Origin of the sequence: Proteiniphilum saccharofermentans (assembly GCF_900095135.1) — a bacterium.
Taxonomy (GTDB): Bacteria; Bacteroidota; Bacteroidia; order Bacteroidales; family Dysgonomonadaceae; genus Proteiniphilum; species Proteiniphilum saccharofermentans.
The window spans coordinates 4208500-4233476 of sequence record NZ_LT605205.1 but is presented as its reverse complement, the minus strand read 5'-3'; the positions used below and the strand labels follow the sequence as shown (position 1 = coordinate 4233476).

22 protein-coding genes are annotated in these 24977 nt (G+C 45.3%); 10 read left to right on the top strand and 12 right to left on the bottom strand.

From position 1 onward, the window contains the following. Positions 1 to 2: 2 nt before the first annotated feature. The 3 genes from PSM36_RS16480 to PSM36_RS16470 are packed head-to-tail and all read left to right on the top strand — an operon-like array spanning position 3 to position 6286. Positions 3 to 2384: a glycoside hydrolase family 3 N-terminal domain-containing protein gene (locus tag PSM36_RS16480; protein ID WP_076931840.1), complete on the top strand. Its 2382-nt coding sequence runs from the start codon at positions 3 to 5 to the stop codon at positions 2382 to 2384. Between the two features lie 51 nt (positions 2385 to 2435). Then, entirely contained in the window at positions 2436 to 3818 is a 1383-nt protein-coding gene (locus PSM36_RS16475; RefSeq protein WP_076931839.1) for an alpha-L-fucosidase, read from the top strand. A 29-nt stretch (positions 3819 to 3847) separates the two neighbouring features. Further along, the gene (locus PSM36_RS16470) at positions 3848 to 6286 is read left to right on the top strand and encodes a glycoside hydrolase family 95 protein (RefSeq protein WP_076931838.1); all 2439 of its coding nucleotides are present in this window, start codon (positions 3848 to 3850) and stop codon (positions 6284 to 6286) included. Between the two features lie 50 nt (positions 6287 to 6336). Here PSM36_RS16470 and PSM36_RS16465 read toward each other — a convergent pair whose 3' ends face one another. The 5 genes from PSM36_RS16465 to prmC all read right to left on the bottom strand — a co-directional run bounded on the left by PSM36_RS16465 (position 6337) and on the right by prmC (position 9504). Next, positions 6337 to 6756 (bottom strand): SRPBCC family protein, encoded by a 420-nt coding sequence (locus PSM36_RS16465; RefSeq protein WP_076931837.1) that lies wholly within the window; start codon positions 6754 to 6756, stop codon positions 6337 to 6339. Further along, on the bottom strand, positions 6753 to 7406 hold the full coding sequence (gene pyrE, locus PSM36_RS16460) for an orotate phosphoribosyltransferase (RefSeq protein ID WP_076931836.1): 654 nt from the start codon (positions 7404 to 7406) through the stop codon (positions 6753 to 6755). The genes PSM36_RS16465 and pyrE overlap by 4 nt, the downstream gene beginning before the upstream one ends. A gap of 95 nt (positions 7407 to 7501) precedes the next feature. Beyond that, positions 7502 to 8197 (bottom strand): ComF family protein, encoded by a 696-nt coding sequence (locus tag PSM36_RS16455; protein WP_076931835.1) that lies wholly within the window; start codon positions 8195 to 8197, stop codon positions 7502 to 7504. Then, positions 8184 to 8684, bottom strand: a complete 501-nt coding sequence (locus PSM36_RS16450; protein WP_076932336.1) for a regulatory protein RecX — start codon at positions 8682 to 8684, stop codon at positions 8184 to 8186. The genes PSM36_RS16455 and PSM36_RS16450 overlap by 14 nt, the downstream gene beginning before the upstream one ends. Continuing rightward, on the bottom strand, positions 8677 to 9504 hold the full coding sequence (gene prmC / locus PSM36_RS16445) for a peptide chain release factor N(5)-glutamine methyltransferase (protein WP_076931834.1): 828 nt from the start codon (positions 9502 to 9504) through the stop codon (positions 8677 to 8679). The genes PSM36_RS16450 and prmC overlap by 8 nt, the downstream gene beginning before the upstream one ends. Before the next feature lie 25 nt (positions 9505 to 9529). Here prmC and ribD point away from each other — a divergent pair, with 25 nt between their 5' ends. From ribD to PSM36_RS16405, 7 genes are all read left to right on the top strand, one after another. Continuing rightward, positions 9530 to 10600: a bifunctional diaminohydroxyphosphoribosylaminopyrimidine deaminase/5-amino-6-(5-phosphoribosylamino)uracil reductase RibD gene (gene ribD / locus PSM36_RS16440; RefSeq protein WP_076931833.1), complete on the top strand. Its 1071-nt coding sequence runs from the start codon at positions 9530 to 9532 to the stop codon at positions 10598 to 10600. A gap of 86 nt (positions 10601 to 10686) precedes the next feature. Beyond that, positions 10687 to 12036 carry a DUF6242 domain-containing protein gene (locus PSM36_RS16435; protein ID WP_076931832.1) on the top strand — a complete coding sequence of 450 codons (1350 nt, stop codon included), beginning with the start codon at positions 10687 to 10689 and terminating at the stop codon, positions 12034 to 12036. 64 nt (positions 12037 to 12100) lie between these two features. Continuing rightward, positions 12101 to 12808 (top strand): type IX secretion system protein PorG, encoded by a 708-nt coding sequence (gene porG / locus PSM36_RS16430; protein ID WP_173823148.1) that lies wholly within the window; start codon positions 12101 to 12103, stop codon positions 12806 to 12808. 19 nt (positions 12809 to 12827) lie between these two features. Further along, a complete protein-coding gene (locus PSM36_RS16425; protein WP_076932334.1) occupies positions 12828 to 13577 on the top strand; it encodes an isoprenyl transferase in 750 nt (249 codons plus the stop codon). A gap of 44 nt (positions 13578 to 13621) precedes the next feature. Continuing rightward, the gene (locus PSM36_RS16420; RefSeq protein WP_076931831.1) at positions 13622 to 16297 is read left to right on the top strand and encodes a BamA/OMP85 family outer membrane protein; all 2676 of its coding nucleotides are present in this window, start codon (positions 13622 to 13624) and stop codon (positions 16295 to 16297) included. A 188-nt stretch (positions 16298 to 16485) separates the two neighbouring features. Beyond that, positions 16486 to 16998, top strand: coding sequence for an OmpH family outer membrane protein (locus PSM36_RS16410; RefSeq protein ID WP_076931829.1), 513 nt, complete (start codon positions 16486 to 16488; stop codon positions 16996 to 16998). A gap of 67 nt (positions 16999 to 17065) precedes the next feature. Then, positions 17066 to 17572: an OmpH family outer membrane protein gene (locus PSM36_RS16405; protein WP_076931828.1), complete on the top strand. Its 507-nt coding sequence runs from the start codon at positions 17066 to 17068 to the stop codon at positions 17570 to 17572. Positions 17573 to 17638: 66 nt separating this feature from the next. Here PSM36_RS16405 and PSM36_RS16400 read toward each other — a convergent pair whose 3' ends face one another. The 7 genes from PSM36_RS16400 to PSM36_RS16370 all read right to left on the bottom strand — a co-directional run bounded on the left by PSM36_RS16400 (position 17639) and on the right by PSM36_RS16370 (position 24934). Continuing rightward, positions 17639 to 18784 (bottom strand): universal stress protein, encoded by a 1146-nt coding sequence (locus PSM36_RS16400; protein ID WP_076931827.1) that lies wholly within the window; start codon positions 18782 to 18784, stop codon positions 17639 to 17641. 116 nt (positions 18785 to 18900) lie between these two features. Further along, positions 18901 to 19191 (bottom strand): DNA-binding protein, encoded by a 291-nt coding sequence (locus tag PSM36_RS16395; RefSeq protein ID WP_076931826.1) that lies wholly within the window; start codon positions 19189 to 19191, stop codon positions 18901 to 18903. Between the two features lie 135 nt (positions 19192 to 19326). Next, positions 19327 to 20025, bottom strand: coding sequence for a phosphatase PAP2 family protein (locus PSM36_RS16390; protein ID WP_076931825.1), 699 nt, complete (start codon positions 20023 to 20025; stop codon positions 19327 to 19329). 101 nt (positions 20026 to 20126) lie between these two features. Continuing rightward, a complete protein-coding gene (locus PSM36_RS16385; protein WP_161947587.1) occupies positions 20127 to 20933 on the bottom strand; it encodes a tetratricopeptide repeat protein in 807 nt (268 codons plus the stop codon). Between the two features lie 206 nt (positions 20934 to 21139). Next, positions 21140 to 22978 carry a BatD family protein gene (locus PSM36_RS16380; RefSeq protein ID WP_076931824.1) on the bottom strand — a complete coding sequence of 613 codons (1839 nt, stop codon included), beginning with the start codon at positions 22976 to 22978 and terminating at the stop codon, positions 21140 to 21142. Between the two features lie 124 nt (positions 22979 to 23102). Next, positions 23103 to 23834 (bottom strand): tetratricopeptide repeat protein, encoded by a 732-nt coding sequence (locus tag PSM36_RS16375; protein WP_076931823.1) that lies wholly within the window; start codon positions 23832 to 23834, stop codon positions 23103 to 23105. Positions 23835 to 23911: 77 nt separating this feature from the next. Next, a complete protein-coding gene (locus PSM36_RS16370) occupies positions 23912 to 24934 on the bottom strand; it encodes a vWA domain-containing protein (RefSeq protein ID WP_076931822.1) in 1023 nt (340 codons plus the stop codon). Positions 24935 to 24977: the final 43 nt, after the last annotated feature.

The following is a 24977-nucleotide window of genomic DNA, read 5'->3' as shown; positions in this document are numbered from 1 at the left end:
AAATGAAGAAACAAGTCACTTTCATAGTTGTTCTCTGTTTTTGTGTCGTTACTCAGTTATCCATGGCACAACAACGCTATAAAGACTCTTCCGCGCCGGTCGAAGAGAGGGTAAAGGATCTGCTAAGCCTTATGACGACAGAGGAGAAGATCGGTCAGCTGTGTTTTCCCACAGGATGGGAGATGTACACCAAAACAGGTGAATATTCCGTTACGCCTTCCGACCTGTTCAGGGAACGGATGCAAGCCATGCCTCTGGGGGGCTTCTGGGCCACACTCCGTGCCGACCCGTGGACCCGGAAAACGTTACAGACAGGACTTAATCCCAGGTTGGCGGCCAATGCGCTGAACGAATTACAAAAATATACCGTAGAACATACCCGGCTGGGCATTCCCCTTTTCTTCGCCGAAGAGTGCATGCATGGGCACATGGCTATCGGCACAACCGTTTTTCCTACCGGACTCGGGCAAGGTAGCACATGGAACCCCGGGCTGATACGGCAAATGGCGGAAGCAATCGCTCTTGAAACACGGCTGCAGGGCGCCCATATAGGATATGGTCCGATCCTCGATCTGGCAAGGGAACCCAGATGGTCGAGAGTGGAAGAAACTTTCGGCGAAGATCCGGTACTGACGGCAAAACTGGGTATTTCCTTTGTTCAGGGGCTGCAGGGAAATGATATTCGTGACGGCCGACATATCTATTCCACACCCAAACACTTCGCCGCTTATGGTGTTCCTTTGGGCGGACACAACGGACAACAGGCGCATATCGGAATGCGGGAATTATTCTCCGACCATTTGTTACCCTTCAAAAAGGTGACTGCCGCGGGAGTGAAGACCCTTATGACTTCCTATAATGCTATTGACGGTATCCCCGCTACTGCACACCGGTTTCTGCTAAAAGATGTCTTGCGCGATCAATGGAGTTTTGATGGATTTGTTTTCTCCGACCTCGGCAGTATTGAAGGTATCGCAGGTACACACCGCGTTGCACCCGATATCAAACATGCAGCCGCCATGGCATTACAAGCAGGGGTGGACGCCGATCTCGGGGGAAATGCCTATGGTAGAAACCTTGCAAGAGCATTGGAAGAAGGACTTGTTACGATGCAGGATATAGACGATGCCGTAGCCAATATTCTCCGGCTGAAATTTGAAATGGGACTGTTCGAGGATCCGTATGTCGACCCTGCTCAGGCATCCCGTCTCGTAAGGAGTGAAACGCATAAGCAGATCGCGCGGGAGGTAGCCCGCCAGGGCACCGTGTTACTCAAAAACAGCGATGGTCTATTACCCCTCCCGAAAGAGATCGGTTCCATCGCGGTGATCGGCCCGAACGCCGATAATATCTATAACCAGCTGGGTGATTATACTGCCCCGCAGGAGCGAAGCAATATTGTGACCGTGCTCGACGGGGTCAGGCAAGCCGTCAGTCCCCGGACTGTCGTCCGCTACGCGAAAGGATGCGCCATCCGGGATACTACCCAAAGCGATATAGAAGAAGCGGTACAGATAGCCCGCCGGTCGGACGTGATCCTGTTGGTTGTGGGAGGGTCCAGCGCAAGGGATTTCAAGACGGAATACATTGAAACCGGAGCGGCAACGGTTGGCAACAACCGGGATGAAATTCTTCCGGATATGGAGTCGGGTGAAGGATACGACCGCAGTTCACTCAACCTGCTGGGTGACCAGGAAAAGCTGCTTGATGCTCTCGCCGATACCGGAAAACCATTGATCGTAGTCTATATACAGGGACGGCCGCTCAATATGAACAATGCTTCGGTAAAAGCCGATGCGCTGCTGACAGCATGGTATCCGGGACAGGAAGGAGGCCATGCTATTGCTGATATCCTTTTTGGAGATTATAATCCCGCAGGCAGGTTACCGGTTTCCGTCCCACGTTCAGTAGGCCAATTACCGGTATATTACTCATTAGGCAGGCAGGCTGATTATGTCGATGGGGGCAGTTCACCACTGTATGCCTTCGGATATGGACTAAGCTATACCGATTTCCGTTACGATAATCTTTCCGTAAAAGTAGAACAGGATCATGTGCGGGTATCCTGCACCGTGACCAATACAGGCGGTATTGATGGAGATGAGGTAGTACAACTCTATGTACGTGACAACGTAAGTTCAGTGGTCACTCCTCCCATTCAACTGAAAGATTTTCAACGGATCCATATTCGGAAAGATGAATCGAAAAACGTGGAATTTACATTGACACACGATGACCTCGCATTATATAACATATACATGCAAAGGATCACTGAGCCGGGTGAGTTTACGGTGATGATAGGGGCTGCTTCCAGTGATATCCGGCTAAGGGACAGCTTCCTGATTGAAGAGTGGATATCGCCGGCACGAAATTCTGTCCGGTAATTACCCACATGGCACTTTACTATAATAAACAACTTATAACGTTTAATTGCTATGAACACAAAAAAAATGATTCTGGCTGTTGTCTTTTTCACTATGGTTAGCAGTAATTTGCTGTTTTCACAACGGCAGACATGGAGTGAAACCAAAGAACAGAAAGCCCAAAGGATGGAATGGTGGACCAACGACCGGTTCGGCATGTTTATCCATTGGGGCATATATGCCCTGCCGGCACGGCATGAATGGGTGAAGCAAAGAGAGCGGATCCCGGACGAAGCGTATCAGAAATATTTCGACCATTTTAATCCCGACCTCTACAATCCCCGGGAATGGGCAGCCAAAGCCAAAAAGGCCGGTATGAAATATGTCGTGTTAACCTCTAAGCATCACGACGGGTTTTGCCTCTGGGACACCAAATATACTGATTTCAAGGTGACCAATACCCCCTATGGCAAAGACCTGATAAAACCTTTCGTGGATGCTTTCCGTGCAGAAGGTATAAAGATAGGGTTTTATTACTCGCTGATCGACTGGCATCATCCCCATTTTACTTATGACAGGATCCATCCCAACGGGCCGACGGATGCCGAAGAACGGAAAAAAGCGAATGAAAACCGGAATATGGACATATATCGCCAATATATGAAAGACCAGCTGACGGAATTATTGACACAATTCGGCCGGATAGACGAACTGTTCCTCGATTTTTCTTATCCCGGGGAGAACGGCAAAGGACATGAGGACTGGAAATCGGAAGAACTGTTGGCGCTTGTACGTAAACTTCAGCCCAATATCCTCGTCAACAACCGGATGGACCTGGACCATACCGATTGGGGTTGGGATTTTATCACTCCTGAACAGTTTATGCCGCAGGAATGGCCTACCGTCCGGGGTGAACGCGTGCCGTGGGAAACCTGCCAGACCTTCTCCGGTTCATGGGGATACCATCGCGACGAATATACATGGAAAAGTACACATCAGTTGGTTGTGATGCTGATAGAAACCGTGAGTAAGGGAGGCAACCTGCTACTCAATGTGGGGCCGACGGCACGGGGAGTATTTGATGAACGCGCCAATGAACGCCTGGACGGTATAGGCGAATGGATGCGATTCCACGACCGGTCGATTTACGGATGCACGCAGGCTCCGGACGAATATAAAGCACCTCAGAACTGTCTTATGACCTATAATCCGGAAACCCACCGGCTTTATATCCATGTACTCGAATGGCCTTTCAAATCACTTCACTTACCGGGATTTAAAGATAAGATCGAATACGCACAACTGTTACATGATGCGTCGGAAATTAAATTCCATTCGCGTACACAGTCCGGTAGCCATACAGTCGAAACCTCAAAAGAGAACGACATCATCCTGACCCTTCCGGTAGAACGCCCAAGCACGGATGTCCCGGTAATCGAATTGATTTTGAAATAATCCGGCAAAAAACCATTCATAAAACGAGTATGAACATCATTGCACTCAAAAAGACTCCATTTTTACTCCTGATAGTACTGTCGGTGTTATTGATTCAATGCGCTACACGCGATACAATATCGCAGAAACTGGTCATGCGCTATAATGCCCCCGCAGCCGTGTGGGAAGAAACTCTTCCGTTGGGTAACGGACGTATCGGCATGATGCCCGACGGCGGTATCGACACCGAACGCATAGTATTGAATGATATCACCATGTGGTCGGGAAGTGAAGATTCCGCGGCATTCAACCCGGAAGCAATCAATTATTTGCCGGAAATACGGGAGTTACTGCTCTCGGGCAGGAATCTGGAAGCACAGGAACTAATGTACCGTCACTTCCGCTGCGGAGGACAGGGATCTGCCTTCGGCAACGGGAAAGATGCGCCTTATGGTTCTTTTCAAATGCTTGGCGATCTGCATATCAACTACAGATATCCGCAGACGGACAGCGTAAGCTTTTACGAGCGAACGCTCTCGCTCAACGATGCGGTGGCCACCACTCAATTCATCAGGAACGGTATCACCTATACCCGTGAATATTTTGCTTCACACGCCCATGATGTGCTGGTTATCAGGTTGACAGCCGATCAGAAAAAATCGGTATCCTTCGAGGTGAACCTGAGCAGGCCGGAAAGGGCGACAGGCTTTATAAAAGAGGACAGGCTTTATATGGAAGGACAATTGAACGACGGGTACAATGGAGAGAATGGTGTACGCTATCTCACTCAATTGGAAATTGTGAACAACGGAGGCAATCTGGTATCATCCGGGAACGCATTATCCCTGTCCGATGCGGATGAAGCAGTGATTCTCATCTCCACCGCAACAGATATGCTCGATAAGAACCACATCTCTACCGTAGAACAGTTGTCGGTACAAGCCAAAAGCAAATATTACGACCAGTTAAAATATGCCCATATTGACTCTTATAAAGAGAAATTCGACCGTGTGGCGCTGAACCTCGGCAAACAGGATAATATAACACCGACAGATGAACGCCTTATCCGGTTCCAGGCGGACGATGATCCGGCTTTTGCCGCCCTTTATTTTCAATATGGGCGTTACCTGATGATTTGCGGAGCCCGCGAGTCCAACCTGCCACTCAACCTGCAGGGATTATGGGCGAATCAGGTACAAACACCCTGGAACGGTGATTATCATCTGAATATTAACTTGCAGATGAACTACTGGCCGGTAGAAGTATGCAACCTGTCGGAACTAAACAAGCCATTAATAGATTTGACTACATCACTCGTTCCTTCAGGAGAAAAGACAGCGCAAACCTTTTATGGTGCTGAAGGATGGGTTGCCCATATGATGACTAATCCCTGGCAATTCACGGCACCCGGCGAACATGCTTCATGGGGCGCCACCAACACGGGAGGCGCCTGGCTTTGTCAACACCTTTGGGAGCATTACGCCTTCACGCAGGACAGAGCGTACCTGGAATCCATCTATCCCGTACTGACCGGTGCAGCCGATTTTTTTCTGAGTAGCATGATCCGGGAACCCAAGCATGGATGGCTGGTAACCGCTCCCTCCTCTTCGCCCGAAAACGCATTTTATCTTCCCGGGAAAAAAGAGGCCGTGTATGTCTGTATGGGACCGACAATGGATGTACAGATCATAAAGGAACTTTTCACCAATATTCTTTTCGCGGCAGAAATACTCGGTATAAACGATGAAACTACGGCAAAGATAAGGGAAACAATTCCTCAACTACCCCCTATGCAGATCAGCCCCGACGGACATTTGCAGGAATGGCTCGAGGATTATGAGGAAGTAGATCCGCAACACCGGCATGTCTCCCACCTCTATGGGTTACATCCCTCCAACCAGATATCGCCTGTCACTACGCCTGACCTGGCCGAAGCAGCCCGAAAGACACTCAACCGCCGCGGTGATGCCGGAACAGGATGGTCACGGGCATGGAAGGTGAATTTCTGGGCGCGCCTGCACGATGGAAACCGGGCGTACAAACTTTTAAAAAGCCTTCTGGAACCGACATCCGGCAACGAGGTAAAAATGAGTAGTGGAGGCGGCACCTATCCAAACCTCTTCTGCGCTCACCCACCATTCCAGATAGACGGTAACTTTGGGGGTACGGCAGGAATTGCTGAAATGCTGATCCAAAGCCAGGACGGATATATCCATCTTTTACCGGCCCTACCGGCAAGATGGACAAACGGGAGCTTCAAAGGGCTTTGCGTGAGAGGGGGTGCGGAAGTAGGCGCAACATGGAAGGATGGGAAGATCACCAAACTGACTCTGGAAGCAAAAACAAATAATACCTTCCGGTTGAAAGTCCCCGACCATGCTATAGCAATAAAGAAGAACGGCAAAGAACTTTCTGTGGAAAACGGATTTGTACCGATCGGAATGAAAATCGGGGAAAAACTGGATCTGGATGTAATATATCCCGCTTAAAGTACCTCTTCCATCCCTATCCGGGAGGATAGGGGCGGAATTTTTAAGGATCATATCTGATCATAAGGCAACTGTGCCAATATATCGGATATTTTATCCACCGCTTCCTTCATCGGTTTCTCGACCATCCCCCTTATAAAAGGGTTCAGGTCAGCCTTTACCGTCATTCGCAAGCGGGTATCTTTTTCTGCTTTGGAAACCAGTTGTATCCACAGGAAAAGATCAAAAGGCAGCCTGTCCGACTTGAACTTCACCAGTTTGTTGGGTTCACGCTCCAACACATGGAAAGTCACCTTCCCTACCGGATCCACCCGGAAGGAGACACTGTCTTGGTCAAACAAGAAATCTTTGAGTTTATCTTCGGGGATTTTATCTTTTACCAACTCGAGTTTCCGGAAATCGGAAAGCACACGGAACACATCGGCATCATTGTGCGGAATGGTTCTTACCTCACTGGTAAATTCGGTCATTTCTTACTTTTTTTTACGGGTTGTCCCCAGTTTTCAGGATCTTTGCGCCAGTCCTGTAATGTCTGCAACTCCGACTCGTCGATATAATCGGTTGCCAGTGCCTCATCCAGTATCGCATCGTAATTGCAAAGCGTGGTCAGTTCCACCCGTGCATCATGCATCCGTTTCTCGGCATATGGAAATCCGTAGGTAAACACCGCCAGCATGCCAAGTACATCCGAACCGTTATTACGGATGGCTTCCACTGCTTTCAGGCTGCTACCTCCGGTAGAAACCAGGTCTTCGATCACGATCACCTTCTGTTTCGGACGCAGGTCACCCTCGATCATATTTTCAAGTCCGTGGTCTTTCGGTGCAGAGCGGACATACACAAAAGGTAATCCGAGCAGGTCGGCTACCAATGCACCGGGGGCAATAGCGCCCGTGGCAACTCCTGCAACAGCGTCGGCCTGCGGATATTTCTCAAGGACAAGGCGGGCAAATTCCACTTTCACAAAATTACGTATAGCCGGATAAGACATCAGTTTCCGGTTGTCACAATATATGGGTGATTTCCAACCTGAAGCCCATGTAAACGGGTTAGATGGCTGTAGTTTAATGGCTTTAATTCTAAGAAGCTTTTCGGCTGTTAATTTCTGTAGCGTGTTCATACGATTAATTTATTTTTTGTCACCTTTTTTGCAGATTAATCACAAAAGTACGCTTTTTCAAAATTATTCAGGTGCAATTTCTGAAAAAAATAGGGTTAAAAAACCTCCCCGAGAGTAGCAATACTGATTTTCACATCCTTACACGCCTGCAAAGCCGCTCCACAGGCTTCCAGTGTAGATCCCGTAGTAATCACGTCATCTACCAGCAACAGGTGTTTCCGTTCGAACAGGAGCGGATCGGCCACTTTGAAAATATCTTTTACATTTTCCCAACGCTGTGTTTTTGTCCGTTTTGTCTGGGTGGGATTGTATACTATACGAATCAGGTTATTTGTAGAAACGGGTAGGCCGGTGGCTTCGGAAAGGCCTTTGGCGATTATCCCGGCCTGATTGTATCCCCTTCTCTTTTCCCTTTTGGGATGGAGCGGCACTGGTACTATCAAGTCGACTGAGTTGAGAAATTCACTCCCTATCAGGTCTTTACCGAACATCCTTCCCAATAGCAGGCCGATCTCTTGCTTATGGCGGTATTTCAGATGATGGATCAAGGGTGGGAGGGTTCCTTCCTTGGTATAGACACAATAAGAGGCAATCCGCTCGAAAGGTATCCGTCCGGCCATCAGCTTTTCTGCATCGTTATCCGGTTCCGTGAAGTTATGGGTTTTCGGTAACTTATAGAGGCATTGCAGGCAGGCTCCTTTTTCCCCCGGCAGTAATTCGTTGCCACAAACAACACACACGTTCGGGTAAAAAAGGTGTATCAGTTCATGTAATAACTTATTCTGTTTCATCGAAGGTATCCCCAATCTTCATTTGCTTCATACAGGCCATCACCTCCTCCATGGAAAACCCCCTGCCCAACGCATACCGGATCAATTTTCCCCGTTTTTCGTAGTCCGATTTTCCTGTCACACTATTCCATTTTTTCTCCAGTATTGGCTGTAATGACAGGCTGAAAGAAATATCGGAAAGTTCTGTGAATCCCTCTTCGATTAACTCCTGAGGCAGTTGTTTATGTTTTAAAAAAAGTGTGATTTTTCTCTTACCCCATTTATTAAAATGGAGTTTATCATGGATATAACTACGGATAAACCGTTTTTCATCAAGAAACTTCTCTTTTTTTAGCCGATTGATGATTTTATCTATTACTGGTTCTGGTAGTTCCATCCTCTTTAGTTTCCGGGCGATATCAAAGGGAGCGCACTCCTTTTGGGAGCAGGTCCGCGCCATCCTTGCATAAGCCGTCTCCTCGGTGATGATTCTTCCTTTTTTATCCATGATCATCCGGTTTTATGGCACGTACCATCCTATCATTCCCCGAAATATCTTTTCTCAATTCTATATGGGTAAAACCTTTGCTTCTAAGCATATCGCATACTTCCGTACCTTTATCCCTGTTGATCTCGAAATACAATTCACCTCCGTTATATAGTGAAGTAAGTGCTACATCTACAATCCGCTCATAAAAAATCAAAGCATGGTCGTCAGGAACAAAAAGTGCTCCGTGCGGTTCAAAACCGAGAACATTTGCCTCCATAGTCGTCTTTTCCGATTCGGTCACATAGGGGGGATTACTTACTATCACGTCAAAGATGGGGCTATTATCAACCGGCTGAAAGATATCCCGCAACGAAAACCGCACGTTTACACAGTTCAGGAATGCATTTTCTGATGCGACCTTCAATGCCCTTTCCGATATATCCCACGCATACACGTTGGCGCCATGTATTTTCTTCGCCAGCGTCACCGCGATACAACCGCTGCCGGTTCCGATATCCAGTACTGAGAAACCCGGCTGCCGGTTTCCTGCAAGGATCCATTCCACGAGTTCCTCGGTTTCAGGGCGGGGGATAAGCACATCCGGCGTAACCATGAAAGGCATCCCGTAAAATTCTGTCTTTCCCAATATGTACTGTATCGGCTCCCCGCTTTTCAGCCTAAAGGCAATATCTTCCGCTTTCCTGAGCCCCGAACCGGATAAATGATTAATTTTGTTATCGCATACCTCTTCGAGGATAAGTCGCGTGAGAACGGATATCTCCTGTCTTGTGTAGAGACCCTCCAACTCCTGTAGGATATGTTGAACTGAGTGTTGCATAACGATGTGTAAAGATAACAAAAAAATGGAATTAAATCCGCTGTTTATGGAGAGATGCCTTCAACTTGCCCGCAATGGTGAAGGCTTCACAAAGCCGAACCCTTTGGTAGGTGCTGTAGTGGTGCATAACGGCAAAATTATCGGGGAGGGATTTCATCGGCAATATGGAGAGGCACATGCGGAGGTAAATGCTATTGCTTCCGTAGAAGACAGTACGTTACTCCGGGAATCAACTCTCTATGTCTCTCTCGAACCCTGTGCACATCATGGTAAAACCCCTCCCTGTGCAGAGTTGATCATTAACAGGGAAATTCCACGTGTGGTAGTGGCTACCGGTGACCCCAACCCGAAAGTTTCCGGAAAAGGCATTGCAATGATGCGGGAGAGTGGCATTGAAGTAACGCTGGGAATGCTGGAGAAAGAGGCTCGTGAACTGAACCGGATTTTCTTTGTCAATCAACTCTATAACAGGCCTTACATAATCTTAAAATGGGCACAAAGCAGCGATGGTTTCATGGATTATATTCGTAAGCCGGGTGACGGTAAGAGTCCGGTTATTATATCCAATACTATGACACACACTATTGTGCATAAATTCCGTACACAGGTACAAGGAATCATGGTAGGAACAAATACTGCTCTCCTGGACAATCCGCAGTTGACAGCAAGAAAATGGTTTGGTGATGACCCTGTAAGAGTGGTTATCGACAGGGAAAATAAAATTCCTGCTGATGCGTCACTTTTTGACGGAACGGTGCCTACTATCGTTTTCACGGCATCCCTCCCTTCCGCTACAGCAAAAAAGGAATATGTAAAGTATATCGAAATAGACTTCACGGGAAATATCTGTAAGCAGATATCAGACCGGTTATACGATGAAAAAATATACTCTCTGTTGATAGAGGGGGGAGCTCAATTGTTAGCCTCTTTCATTGAAAAAGAGATGTGGGACGAGGCCTATGTAGAGATAGCCGAAAAGGAGCTCCAATCGGGTGTGGAAGCACCGGCCATACAGGGAGATGCAGCCTCCTTCAGAAAGTATCCGGGTTCGGTTCAATTTCATTTAAAGAGTAAAATAACTCGAAATTTTCATTAAATATTCATTTTAATATGGTTAAAGAGAAAAATCTTTCTACTTTTGCATATCCTAAATAACTGTGGTGTACAATATTTTTGAAACAAATGATATCTAAATATTTCCTCGGGGCATCGGTACTTATCGCGAACTTATTGTTGTTTACCTCCTGTCTTAATTCATCCGACAACAATATGGAGTATCCTACTGATCCGCAAATATATGCTATCTCCATTGCCTCTAAGACCGATACCACTAACCTGTTACCCGGAGTGGTTTTTACAATTGACCAGGTAAATGGGAAATTATACAACAGGGAACCGCTTCCCTACGGTTTTCACGTGGATAGCGCCATGCTAAAGCTTACCGGTTCAACCAGTTTAGCTTTTTCAATGATAGAGTTAACCCTCGATCCTGACAGTACATATGCATGGAACGCATCGGATTCAATTGCCATCCCCAGATTACGCAAAATCAAGACTACGGCTCCTGATGGTGTCACATCAAAAAATTATGATTTTCAACTGAACATATATCAGGAAGATCCATATATCCTCATTTGGGAAAAAATTGCAGGAAACTACCTTGGTTCATCGGTAGAAAGTCAAACAACAATCATCTACAACAACCGGTTTTACACCTATTACCGATCGGGAGAGGAGATTAAGGCCGATTCAACAGCCATTTCCGATACCCCAAAATGGGGAAAAGTCGACCTTTCCGGTATCCCCCACACTCTTCGCCTTTCATCATTTATTACATCCGGAAATCTTATCTATGCGCTTGATGCAGCTACAGGTGCGGTTTATCAATCTCCTGACGGTTCCGACTGGAGTGCGGTGCAAACAGAATATGAAGTGAAAGCGCTTTATGGCGAACTGCCATTTGCTGATCCAGGTAATATTTTGCTGGCGGTAACTCACGATGAAAAGGTCAAGTTTGCCCGGACGAATAACGGTTTTTCGAATATTGTCCTGATGAATGATTTGCCCGACAATATGCCGATAACAGATTTTTCAGCAATGAAGGTTGAGAGCCGTACCTCCTATGCCAGCAAATTCATCTTTCTGTCAGGGGGAAACACCTCTGACAATGCTTTCAGTAACAATATCTGGATCCTGCAGGAAGACGGGGATGTTATTAAATATATTTCGTCAAAAAGACCGGAAGAGGTTAATTTAAAGGGGAGTAGTCTGTTTTTCTATGACGACAAGCCTTATCTGATAGCAAGATCATCGGACGGGAAAAATATATTGATGTATTCTGACAATTATGGTGTAGATTGGATCAAGGCAGAAGAGAATCAATCTTTACCGGCAGATTTTACAGCAAGAACGAATACCTCAGTAATTACCGATGCTGATAATAATATATGGATATTCGGCGGAATATCTTCATCCAACACCCAATTGGTGGATATATGGAAAGGCAGACTCAATAAGTTTGCCCTGAATTGATAGAAAAAATCACAATTTATGTGCTAAATTTGCGTTAGAGTTGAGACAATAATACGCAAACAGAATGAAAATTGAAAGATCTGTCGGTGTCTCACTTTTTGTGATGAGTCTCTTTATAATGATACCCACCGCGGATATCCGTGCCCAGGAATATAAGTACGAAATTGGTGGCGCTGCGGGCACCTCATTTTATATGGGTGATGCTAACAAAACCCAATTCTATCTTCACCCCGGATTAAGTGGAGGTTTTTTGTTTCGATACAACCCTAATTTTCTCTGGAGCATCAAAACCGGTATATTTATAGCCAACGTTTCAGGGAAAAGTGATGATTCGGGCAATGCTTTTCCGTATGCACAGCAGGCCTCGTTTCAACGTACGCTGGCCGAGTTGGGTACACAGGTAGAGTTTAATTTTTTTCCGTATAGCGATAAGTATGCTTATCTCGGAACAAGGCCCTACACTCCTTACCTGTTTACAGGAGCGGGTGTCACCTATGCGGAGGGAAATAAAAAATTTATAGGTGCAAATATCCCTGTTGGAATGGGATTTAAGTATAAATTAAAAAACAGAATGAATATCGGCATTGAGTTTTCGATGCGAAAACTGTTTGGTGACGATTTCGATGTTACTGAGAAAACCACCGGATGGAATCTGGACAATCCTTTCAGCATTGAAGGCAGTTTCCTTAAAAACAAGGACTGGTACTCATTCACAATGATTTTTTTGACTTGGGAATTCAGTATGCGTGAAGATCCTTGTCATGGGAATTAACAATTCAGACATAAAGAAGATGTCGTTGATTGACAAGATAGACAAAAACCGCCTGCCTGCCCATATCGCCATTATTATGGATGGCAACGGTCGATGGGCAAAAGCCAGAGGACTGGAGCGGGGAGAAGGACATAGAGAAGGGGTGAATGCAATAAAAAGAGTGGTGGAGGCCGCATCGAAAGCGTCGATACAGTACCTTACACTCTATGCATTCTCCACAGAAAACTGGAGTCGTCCCACCGAAGAGGTAAAGGGATTGATGGATTTGATGGTATATGCCATTTCAAGGGAAACTGCCGACCTTAAGAGGAACGGAGTCAGGATCCGCACGATCGGAGATATGAACCGCCTTCCCGGGTATGCCCGTACTGCATTGGAAGAATGTATCCGGGAAACAGCGGAAGGGACAGGAGTTACTTTAGTGCTTGCGCTTAGTTACTCATCGAAATGGGAATTAACCACAGCAGCCGGGAGGATCGCCGCAGATGTAGTAAAAGGAGTTTTACCGGAAGGAGATATTGATGAAGAGACCTTTGCAGGTTATCTTACTACCCGGGGTATTCCCGATCCCGACCTGCTGATACGGACCGGGGGCGAACAGCGGATAAGCAATTTCCTGTTATGGCAATGTGCTTATGCAGAATTTTATTTTACCGATACTTTCTGGCCCGATTTTGGTGAGGATGCCTTGTACGAAGCAATCATCGGATACCAGGGACGGGAAAGGAGATTCGGAAAGACCAGTGAGCAAATAGAGAGTGCACAATAACAGTTCTCCACTGAACGAGAGTCAGAGAAAAGAAAAATATCACAATGTTGAAGAGAATATCTTATTTACTTCTGTTATTTATCATGTTGTCGCAGTTTGTGTCAATGGCACAAACCAATGACACCATCCCTTCGTCTACCCCGGACGTACCTCCCGTGAACTATACGGCTGCCCCCAAGAAATACTATATAGCCGATATCGATGTGACGGGTGTGGAAGGAACCATGTATGAGGAGCAGAAGTTTACCCTCGTAGGATTTTCCGGGTTGTCCAAAGGGCAGCAGATCCAAATCCCAGGTGATGAACTATCCAATGTCGTCAAAAAATTCTGGCGGCATGGGCTCTTTTCAGATATAAAAATATTGCAGACCAAGGTGGAGGGAGACAGTGTCTGGTTGGAATTGCGTTTGACCGACCGGCCAAGGGTAAGCGATATCCGCTATATCGGCATGAAGAAGAATGAACAGGATGATATTGAGAAAAAACTAGGAGTTGTCAAGGGAAATCAAATTACCCCTCCCCAGATATCGCGTGCGGAAGTGATCATTAAAAACTTCTTCTCTGAGAAAGGGTTTGGTGATGCGGAAGTGAGAATTATGCAGCGCCCTGATCCCACCCAAAAAAATCAGGTAGTACTGGAAATTGAGGTCGACAAGAAGGAGAAACTGAAGGTCAACAGTATCAATATTACGGGGAATGAAGCACTTTCAGACCGCAAATTGAAATGGGCAATGAAGAAAACCAACGAGAAGGGAAAACTGATTAACCTCTTCCGTACCAAAAAATTTGTGGAAGACCTTTATAAGGAAGATAAGAATAACCTCATCGGGAAATATCACGAAGAGGGATACCGCGATGCGGAAATTATTCGCGACTCGGTTTACAAACACGACGAAAAAACGGTAAATATAGATATCGAACTCGAAGAAGGGCCACTCTATCATATCCGTTCCATCAACTGGGTGGGAAATACCCATTATCCTTCTTCCCAATTGGAGCAACTTCTCAATATGTCCCCCGGCGACATATATAACCAGAAGAAATTACAGGAGAGGTTGAATAGCGATGAAGATGCGGCTGTCAACCTGTACCAGAATAACGGTTACTTATTCTCCCGTATAGATCCGATAGAGATCAATATAGAGAACGATTCCGTAGATCTTGAACTTCGTGTGATAGAAGGTCCCAAAGCAATTATCAAACGGGTAATTATACAGGGTAACGACCGTCTTTATGAGGATATCATCCGCCGTGAGCTGAGGACAAAACCGGGTGCAGTATTCAGTAAGGAAGACCTCTTGCGTTCAGTACGTGAAATAGCACAAACAGGACACTTCGATCCTGAAGCGCTCTCGGCCGACATCTCAGGGGGAATTAACCCCAACATCGAAGATGGGACGGTCGACATTACCTATCCGTTGACATCTAAAGGAAACGACCAGATCGAATTTTCGGCCGGATGGGGTGTGACCGGATTGGTGGGCAAGCTCAGTTTACGCCTGAACAACTTCTCGCTGCAAAACCTGTTGAATCCTTCTATGCACAGAGGAATCATTCCTCAGGGGGAGGGACAGACTCTGGTGTTGAGTGCACAGACCAACGGTCAATATTATCAATCTTATCAGTTTCAATTTATTGAACCCTGGTTTGGAGGGAAGAGGCCCAACCACCTTTCATTCAATGTTTATTATTCGAGAATGACCGGGTTGAACGAACGGTATTACAGCCAGAACATGTACTCCAATCCCTACATGTACGGATATCCCTACGGTGGTTATGGAGGTTATGGCGGTTACGGATATGGTGGCTATGGTGGCGGTTATTACCAGGATGCAATGGAGTACAGCTATGACCCGAACCAGGTATTCAATATGGTGGGTGCTTCCCTGGGATATGGAAAACGGCTTGAATGGCCGGACGATTATTTCCAGTTTATGGCGGAATTAGGGTACCAGCTTTACGCACTGAAAAACTGGAGATACAACTATTTCCCGTTCCAGACAGGAAACAGTAATAGTATAACACTGGGATTAACGCTTTCGCGTACCTCTACCGACAGCCCTATCTATACACGTGTTGGTTCCCAATTCACTTTAAATGTCAGTGCTACGCCTCCTTTCTCATTGTGGGATGGCAATGACTACACCAAGATGTCTGACTCCGATCCGGTAAAATACAGATGGAACGAGTATCATAAATGGAAATTGAAAGTGCGTACTTTCACTCCACTGACCCCCCTGACAGTTAAAAGAACACCGGTAATGGCCACCAGGGTCGAGTTCGGAATATTGGGGCACTATAACAAAAACAAGCAGACTCCATTTGAAACATTCGATGTGGGAGGTGATGGAATGACGGGTTATACCACTACCTTCGCTACCGAGAATATAGCATTGCGTGGATATGAAAATAACTCAATTGCCCAGCAGGCACGTGCTTATACACGTCTCGGCCTGGAATTACGCTATCCGTTTATCCTGGAACCCAATTCCACTATCTACGGGATAGCATTCCTCGAAGCGGGAAATGCATGGTGGCAAGTGAAAGATATCAATCCTTTCGACCTAAAACGTTCTGCCGGCGTAGGAGCACGTATTTTCCTTCCGATGATCGGCTTGATGGGGATTGACTGGGCATATGGATTTGATACGGTATACGGTCGGGGTTCAAGAGAGAGAGGAGGGAGCCAGTTCCACTTTATTATCGGGCAGGAATTTTAACCGGCTACCTGAAGGATTGGGATAAAATAGCTGAAAGGCTTGTTGAAACCCGGTATGACATGGCGGCGTTTAACATAATTTATTAAGATACCTGTAAACGTTTCATCTATAAGACCGTCTTTAGAAAAGAACATAGAGATTGGATTTGAGATCTGAGATTTGGAATGTGGAATAAAAAACAGAATCATATGAAGAAAATATTTTTTTTAATAGGAATATTTATGGCGTTAGCAGTGGGGAACACTTATGCCCAGAAGTATGCACTGATCGATATGGAGTATATTCTGAAGAGAATTCCTTCTTATGAAAGTGCAAACAAGCAGCTTGAGTCTTTCTCAACGCAGTGGCAGAGTGAGATAGATAAAGAGGTGGAGACTGTCGATGCCATGTATAAGAAATACCAAGCTGATTTAGCAACCCTGCGCGGAAATGAAAAAACGAAACGGGAAAACGAAATTGTGGCAAAAGAAAATGCTATTCAGGAACTCAGAAATAAATATTTCGGGCCACAGGGTGAGTTATTCAAAAAACAGGAAGAGCTTATCAAGCCTATACAGGATGATATCTATGAGGCTGTGAAAGCAGTTTCTACAGAATCGGGATATACTATCGTAGTGGACAGGGCTTCAGCTACATCGATCATTTTTGCTTCCCCCAGTATCGATATCAGTGATCAGGTACTCTCAAGGTTAGGTTATTAAAATAAATAGATTATCTTTGTAACCGATTTTTTATCGAATTACCAACTAAAAAATAGAAATAGTAATCATGTTAAAGAAATTATTGATTTTGTTTATTGCTTTGGCTCCTTTGGCGGCCATGGCACAAGAAGTGAAAATCGCCACCGTGAATGTACAGGAGATTTTTGCTGCTATGCCCGAACTCTCCGGTATTGAGACCCAACTTTCCGGCAAACAGGAAGAGATTAGAAAAAACCTCCAGGCGTTAGAAGATGAATTCTCAAAGAAACAGGAAGAGTTTGAGAAAAATCCGGCTGCATCAGATGCAGGAAAGCAAGACCAGCAAAAGCAAATAACCCAGTTGTATGAGAGATATCAGACTTATATGCAGAATGGCCAACAGGAATTGCAGCAACTACAGCAGAAACTGCTCGAACCCGTAAATAAAAAGATATTTGATGCTATCAAGGCAGTAGGAGATGAGAACAAATATTCGTTCGTTTACGACATCTCTGCCATGCAATCTCCCATCGTTTATTTTACCCCTTCGGCTGTGGATGTTACGGCACAGGTAAAAACGAAATTGGGTATCTGATAAGGTTAGATAAGGTAAATAGCCTAAAAAAGGGTTCTTCAGTACGAGGAACCCTTTTTTGGTTACTTACATCCCCTTGATCACCAGTAGTGGTGTATCGGAATGGAATATCATTCTCCTCGCGATTCCGGGGTTGAATATCCTTGCAAAGATATTGCGGCGTGAACTCGATAGGGATATCATATCAACATTATTTGTCTCCGCGAATTTATCGAGTGTTACCTCCAGTCCCTCATTCTGGTCGATCAGTTTATATTCGATCTGCAAATGTGGATAAAGGTCGGAAAAACGCTTTTGTACTCCCGATAACTTGATTTCGTTCCACACATCCTCCTTCTTGGCAATATGTGCCAGATAGACTTTTACCGGATAGGGTTTCAAAAATTTCATCATGATATCGAACGCCTTGAACTCACGTTCCTGGAAGTTGGTAAGAAAGACAATGGTTTTCATTTCTGAAATACTTCTTATCTTAGCTCCTTCAGGAATTGCAAAAACAGGTGTCCTGCAGCCCTCCATCACTTCTGCAGTCACGCTGCCGATAAGATCCAGTTCCTTGGCATTTTTTCCTCTGGTACCCATTACTATGGCAGTCGGACGTATCTTTTTGGAATAAGTGATGATCTCCTCTTCAGGTAGTCCTTCCACCAGGGCAGTACTGTAGGATATCTGGGGTATGGCACCGGAAGCAATCCTGTTTTCAATCTTCTCTACCAGATTCTGCATCTCTCTCTCTGTCCTGTTTCTAACATCCTGAAACAGATCTTTGTCGGTTGTCTGTAGGGTGAAAGTATCTCCAAAAGGAACTGATGCAGGATAAAAGGGAGTAAAGAATGCGTGAAGTAATTTTACTTTACAATCCATATCACGTGCCAGCCGAAACCCGAATTCACATGCAACCAGCGAATAATCGGAAAAATCCACTGGAATGAGAATCTCCTTCTTTGTTTTTTTCTGATTCTCACTTTCCATACCCGATGAGAAATCGACATCTTCAATAATTTGTAGTGCTCTGGGGAGGTCGCTCTCATTGATCCGTACCCGCACATTGCCAGGGATTACCGGATCGATCAATTTTATACCGTGAATGACCGCCGGAATTCCTTCTGACTCAAGGATTGATTTTAATATATGCGCTTTATCATACGTATGGATGGCAACGGTAACCAGCTTTTCGTCGTATGAACTGCTGTCTTTTTTATCCTTTCCCATACTGTCATCGTTTTAGGTATTCAAGGATGTCAATTCCCACAAATACCTGTGTTAATAATCTAAAGATAAAAAAACCCAATATTGCACCGGTAAGTGATCAATAATGGGTTTACATTTTATTCTACCTCTTCTGTTTCTACCGAGTCGGGTTCGGGATAATCCTTAAGGCCGAGAATGCTCAGTGCCTTGTCAAAGATGGTAGTATCATCAAGCACCACAATGCCGCCATTGGGCCCTGGTTCAATATGTATTCCCACACTTCTGCCTTCCTTGTAGTTGTATCCACCAAAATAATTCCTCACGGTTTCGGGTTTCATATCCAATTCCTCGGCTATCCGGTGGATACTACCGTCAGGCAGTTTGTCTTTCAGTTCTCTTAACTCGTTAAAAGTGATTGTTCTTGCCATGGCTTTTTATTTTTTATATTAATAATACATTTGGTAATCTATTTCTGCCATAAACATACACAAAAAAACAGAGAAAGCAAATTTTTTGTATTAAAATCTTTGCGAAAATATCCTGTCCTTATTCTTATAACATCTTCAATGGGGTAAAGTTGCTAAAAAAGGACTAAAAATAGTAATAATGGCCAGATATAAGATGACGAAAGCGGCTAGTGTTGTACCCTCTTTCTTACCGTAAGCACTCACCCTCCGGGATAGTGGCGGGTGGATAATGGCTTTTCTCAACGCTGCATAGATCGCATATAAGAGTAAGGCGACAAACGTCCCTACAATCATTCCGGCCAGGATATCCGAAATAAAATGTACACCCAGGTAGATACGGGTATAACTGTTAATTGTAGCCCATAGCAGTGTGCTGAATGTCACTAAAGGGTTCCGGAACACTAACGAAAGAAACACGGCCAATCCAAAACTGTTGGTAGCATGTCCTGAAATAAAGCCATATCTGCCGCCCCTGTAGCCGTTCATAATGTCTACCATATCCCTGAAGTCGGGATGATGGGTAGGCCGAAAGCGTTCAAAGAAGGGTTTGAAAAAGGAGGATGAGATCTGGTCTGTGGCAACAAATACAAGGATGAGGAAGAGGGAGACTAAAATCGCTTCGTTACGGCGTGCACGGTAAAAAAAGATGAAGGGGATGAAAAGGAATACCGGAATCCAGATGAACCGGCCACTGATTGTCCACATCACATTATCCAGAAACAGCGAATCGCTGCCATTCATGGCAAAAAAGAGATCGCGTTCCGCGGGAAGTAGCCCTTCTATAAAATCTTTCATATTTTTAAATTTCAAATTCAAGATTCAAAGTTCCATATCAATCTATTTTCCATTTTCGACTTTCAATTCTCATCCCACCTAACCACCCAGGCTCCTTTCCACTATATTACGTCCACATCCTGTTGGCGAATCCAACCTATGCTGCCGTCGGAAATCTGAATTTCAAACCAATTGCCATCCCTATTTCTGATTTTTACTTTCGTGCCTTCATGCAATTCAAAAAGTTGATTACTATTGGTGTCGGGCGAAGCATTGACTGCAGCAGCCCCTACCATTACGATGGCGGAGTCCTTGCGTGTACGCTCACTTTTTTGGCTAAATGCAAAAATATTTGCCCCAATCATCAATAGAAGAATTACGATACCTGTATAAAAAGCAGTCTTCCTTGCCCAGAGCAGGCGTATGAAAAGATAAACAGCCACACAAGCCAGGAACAGGATAAAGAGTATAATACCTGTGATAGCCCACTGGTTGGAACTGAACACATTCCTTATACCTCTGAACCAGTTGGTAAGAAAGAGATTGGCTGCTGTGTCGATACGGTCTACGGTACGATTCTGTGCAAACCGGAGATTATGCCGGATATCACCATCACCCGGATCAAGGAGCAATGCCCTTTCGTAACAGAGGATTGCTTTTCCCAGTTGGTTATCCCGAAAGTAGGCATTACCCAGATTGTAATAGAGTTGTGCTGATACTTTGTCGTCAGCCATTCCCTGCGCAATAAGTTCTTCATAAAGCGCTATACTCTCTTTATAGTTCTGGCTGCGATATGCCTGGGCGGCAGCCTCCGGCATATCTTGAGATGCCGGTGCAGATAGTTCTACTGCTGTATTGGCCGGATTCGGGACCGTATCGCCGACTATCTCTTGTCCCGACACCATCTCCACGCCACAATATAGGGTCAATATAAAAATTAACGTTTTCGTTATCAAATTTCTTTGTTTTGCCGAGCGTGGAAAACGCCTAATGAAATTGAATATATTCCGTACCATATCATTTCGATTTGCAAATTAACTGATTAACTGATTAACTGATTAACTGATTAACTAATTTGCTGATTAGCTGATTATAACCGGGCGTCAGCTCATCAACAAATCATTACATCATCACATTATTTTCCCGCTTTCCGTAGTTTGTTTTCCATCTCTTCAATCGCTTTCATCGTATCGTTGTAGATACGGTCCATCTCGGCGTTACTTTCGGCAGGGGCATACCGTGCAAATTCGCAGGTGTCGAGGATTTCAATAAACTTACCCGCCACCTGTTCACTGATGCCTTTTCGTGACAGTTCTTCTTCTATATTGTTTTTTGACAGGCGTGCCACCGGAATGGAAAGTTTATCGCTGAAGTACCCCCATATTGCACGTAACACCTCATCATAAAAATGCTCTTTATCCTGTTCTTTCAGATACCTATTGGCTGTTTTTAACCTCTTGATAGCCATTTTATTCGCTTTCCGGGTGCGCATCAACGCCACATTGGCATTTTCCCGTGCCTGCTTCCGGTTTATTATATAAAGCACAATCAGTACCAGTAGAGGGATCAGGTACCATAACCAGTAATTTAATGAGCCGACGAAGAAGGTTGTGGCGGAAAGATAGGATGGTTCACCGGTCTTCAAGAAGCGTATATCCTGTTCCACCTTTACCTCCTGGCGATTCACAAAAGTGCTGGTCGTACTACTACCCGGATCTCCTTTTGCTATCTGCAAATTCTGTTCCGGTGCTGTGAGTGTTTCGTACCTGTTTTTGCCCGGGTCAAAATAGGTAAATTCTACTGCAGGTAGGGTATAGGATCCTTCGTAACGGGGGATAGCCATATATTCTATCTTCCTGATTCCGGTTAATCCGTTAGTAGTTACATTCAGGGAGTTTGTAACTGTAGGATCATATACTTCAAAATTATTGGGGAATTCTATTTCAGGATTCCGGATCAGTTTCATATTTCCTGTCCCGGATATTTCCAATGTAATGGTGATCGCCTCATTGGCTTTTACTGCTGTAGAATTGATCCCGGATTTCAATGTGAAAGTACCTACCGCATTGGCGTAGCTGGGAGGCCTGTTGGCCGGGAGGGGTTTTACGTTGATTGACAAAGGATTGGTGATCAACTCTTTTTTTACATCCACCATCACCTCCTGGGTGCCGAAGAAGGTGGAAACCCTCCTCCCTGACGGAACAGAAAAGACCATCTCCAGGCTTCCGCGCGGGATAGAGATCTGTCCTGACCGCTGAGGGAACAGCAATGTTTTACGAAGATCGGCCGTATAATAGTTTCTTCCGTTATACCGCTCCAGTTGTAGTTGCTGATTCGCCGGTAGATCGATCTCTTCTACCATAAAACCTTCGAATTCGGGAAACTGTATTTTCCCGTAATTGATCGGATTCAATATAGTATAGAGCCGGAATGTAACAGTGAATCCCTCCTGTTCATAAGGGTCGTTCTTGGAGACAATAGCCCTGATAAATGCATCATCGGCTGAGACAGTCGCAGTCCCTGTGCCGGAAGAGCGATCCTCACCCCTTCCCCCGCCGGCGGCAGGCTCTTGCGATGATGATTCATCGGGAGGAAGCACTTTTATTTGCAGTGAATTGGATTCATAATTACTCCCATCTACCCTGATAGAGGCAGAGGGGATAGTGAATGTTCCCGTTTTTTTTGCCATCAGGATATAGGTATAAGTAACCGAACTCTCAGAGGTGGTTTTGCCGTTCACCGTCCGTTGGCTGAAGCTGGTGGATATACTGGGACCGAACAATACATCAAAATCGGGAATCTCCGGAAGGCGAATATCCTTCCCTTCCTTGTTCAGGATATAGCTCAACCTGAACTGCTCCCCTTCAACCACAGTCGCCGGAGCAGAAGCCTTGAATGTTACCTGGGCGGACACCTTTCCGGCACCGGTAAGCAACACAGCGAAAAGAAGAAAAAATATATAGATACGCTTCATAGGGCTTATTTCATTTTTCATTCTTCACTTTTAATTTATCAATATATCGACTCATTGGCACATTAACTACGCTTCACTCCGTTGAACGTTGTTTGGCATATTAGCATATTCATCAATTATTTTTTTACCAATTCTTATTGTTCCTCCTGTTATTCTCAGCCTGCTCCTCTCTTTCCTTAGCCTTTATCTGTTGGACCTTTTCCTGGGTCTCTCTTTCATCCTGTTCTATCGCCTGAAGCAGTTGTCGGGCATTATCGCGTGACATCTGTTCCGGTTGGTCGGGTTGTTCCGCACGTTTCTCCTGATTCTGGTCATTCTGTTGCGGTTGTTGTTCCTGTTGTTGCTGTTCTTGTTGTTGTTCCTGCTGATCCTCCTGCTGATCCTGTTCTCCGCCGCCCTGCTCCTCTTCATCCCGGATCATCTTCTGTACCACTGCCAGGTTATAGCGGGCCTCATCATCCTGGGGATTTAATCGCAATGCCATTTTATAGGCCTCCATTGAACCTTGCAACTCTTTCTTTTGCAGCATCGCATTCCCTATGTTATGCCATGCAGCAGAGGCTTCCTCCGGTTTTTCCTGTTCTAAAGAGGTGTAATGGTTATACTTCTCAATAGCCTGATCCCACTCTTTCTGCCGGTAAAGGGCATTCCCAAGGTTAAAATTCGCTTCTTTGGATGCAGCATTTTCTTCCACCGCATTTTCGTAGAATTTGACCGCGTCGGAGAATTTTTCCTGCCGGTACTCCTTATTCCCTTTGCGGATGTTCTTCCGGACATCTTTTTGTGCGGAGACAGCTATTGGCAGCATCACCCCCGCCACAAGAAACAATATATATCTTATAATAAACCTGCTCATTCTATTATTCTTTGTAGATTAAAAATTACTAATTGCTAATTACCAATTACTAATTATCAAATCATCACATCCACCTTTCACTTAAAAACCCTCACATTCCTGAACAGCGGATTTTTCTTGTCATAAAAAAGTATCTCCAATACCAGAATCACAAGTATTATCCAGGCGAGCATTGAAAATTTCTCATCATACTCCGAATAGGTGAGGCTGGTAGTCTTGCCTGTCTGCAACTCATCGAGTTGTGTTTCCAACGCCCGGACAGCACTGTTTGAATTATCGGCGCGGACATAAAATCCTCCTCCGCTCTGTGCTATCTCCATCGCCATCTGTTCATTCAGACGGGAAACCACTACATTGCCTTCTGAATCGGTCATAAAATTGCTTCCATATTCAGTGGCAGGTATCGGCGAACCGTCCGGGGAACCGATCCCGACCAGATTAATCATCACTCCTGCTTTTGCCGCTTCTGCGGCAATATCGACGGCACTTCCCCCATGATCTTCACCATCGGTAATGATCACCATCGCCTTACTCATCTCCTGGTCACCGGAGAAGCAGCTCATACCGAGGCTGATTGCCTGCCCAATCGCAGTGCCCTGTATCGGGACAAGGTTCGGATCGATGGTATTGAGGAAAATTTTTGCCGACTGGGTATCCGATGTCAGCGGCATTTGTACATACGCCTCTCCTGCGAATACGATCAGTGCTACCTTATCATTCCTGCGCAGGTCGATCAGTCTCGACAGGATCTGTTTAGCCCGTGCGAGTCGATTCGGTGACACATCTTCAGCCAACATCGAATTGGATACGTCAATGGCGATTACCAATTCAATCCCTTCTTTCTCAACTGTTTCCACCTTTGTGCCGAATTGAGGCCGGGCAATCATAAATATGCCGGCGCATAATGCTGCAAAGATCAACCAGAATTTCAGGTAGGAACGTTTCAGGGATAGTTCGGGCATCATCATCTTAAGCGTGGAGAGATTACCCAATTTTTGGACATCCTTACGCTTCCTGATGTTCAGATAGATGTATACCGCCAGCAACAGGGGCATGGCGAAGAACAACCATAAATATTCCGGATTTCCGAATCTAAACATTTCCTATTTTTATATTGTATCTCACTATTATCAATCAATTGTT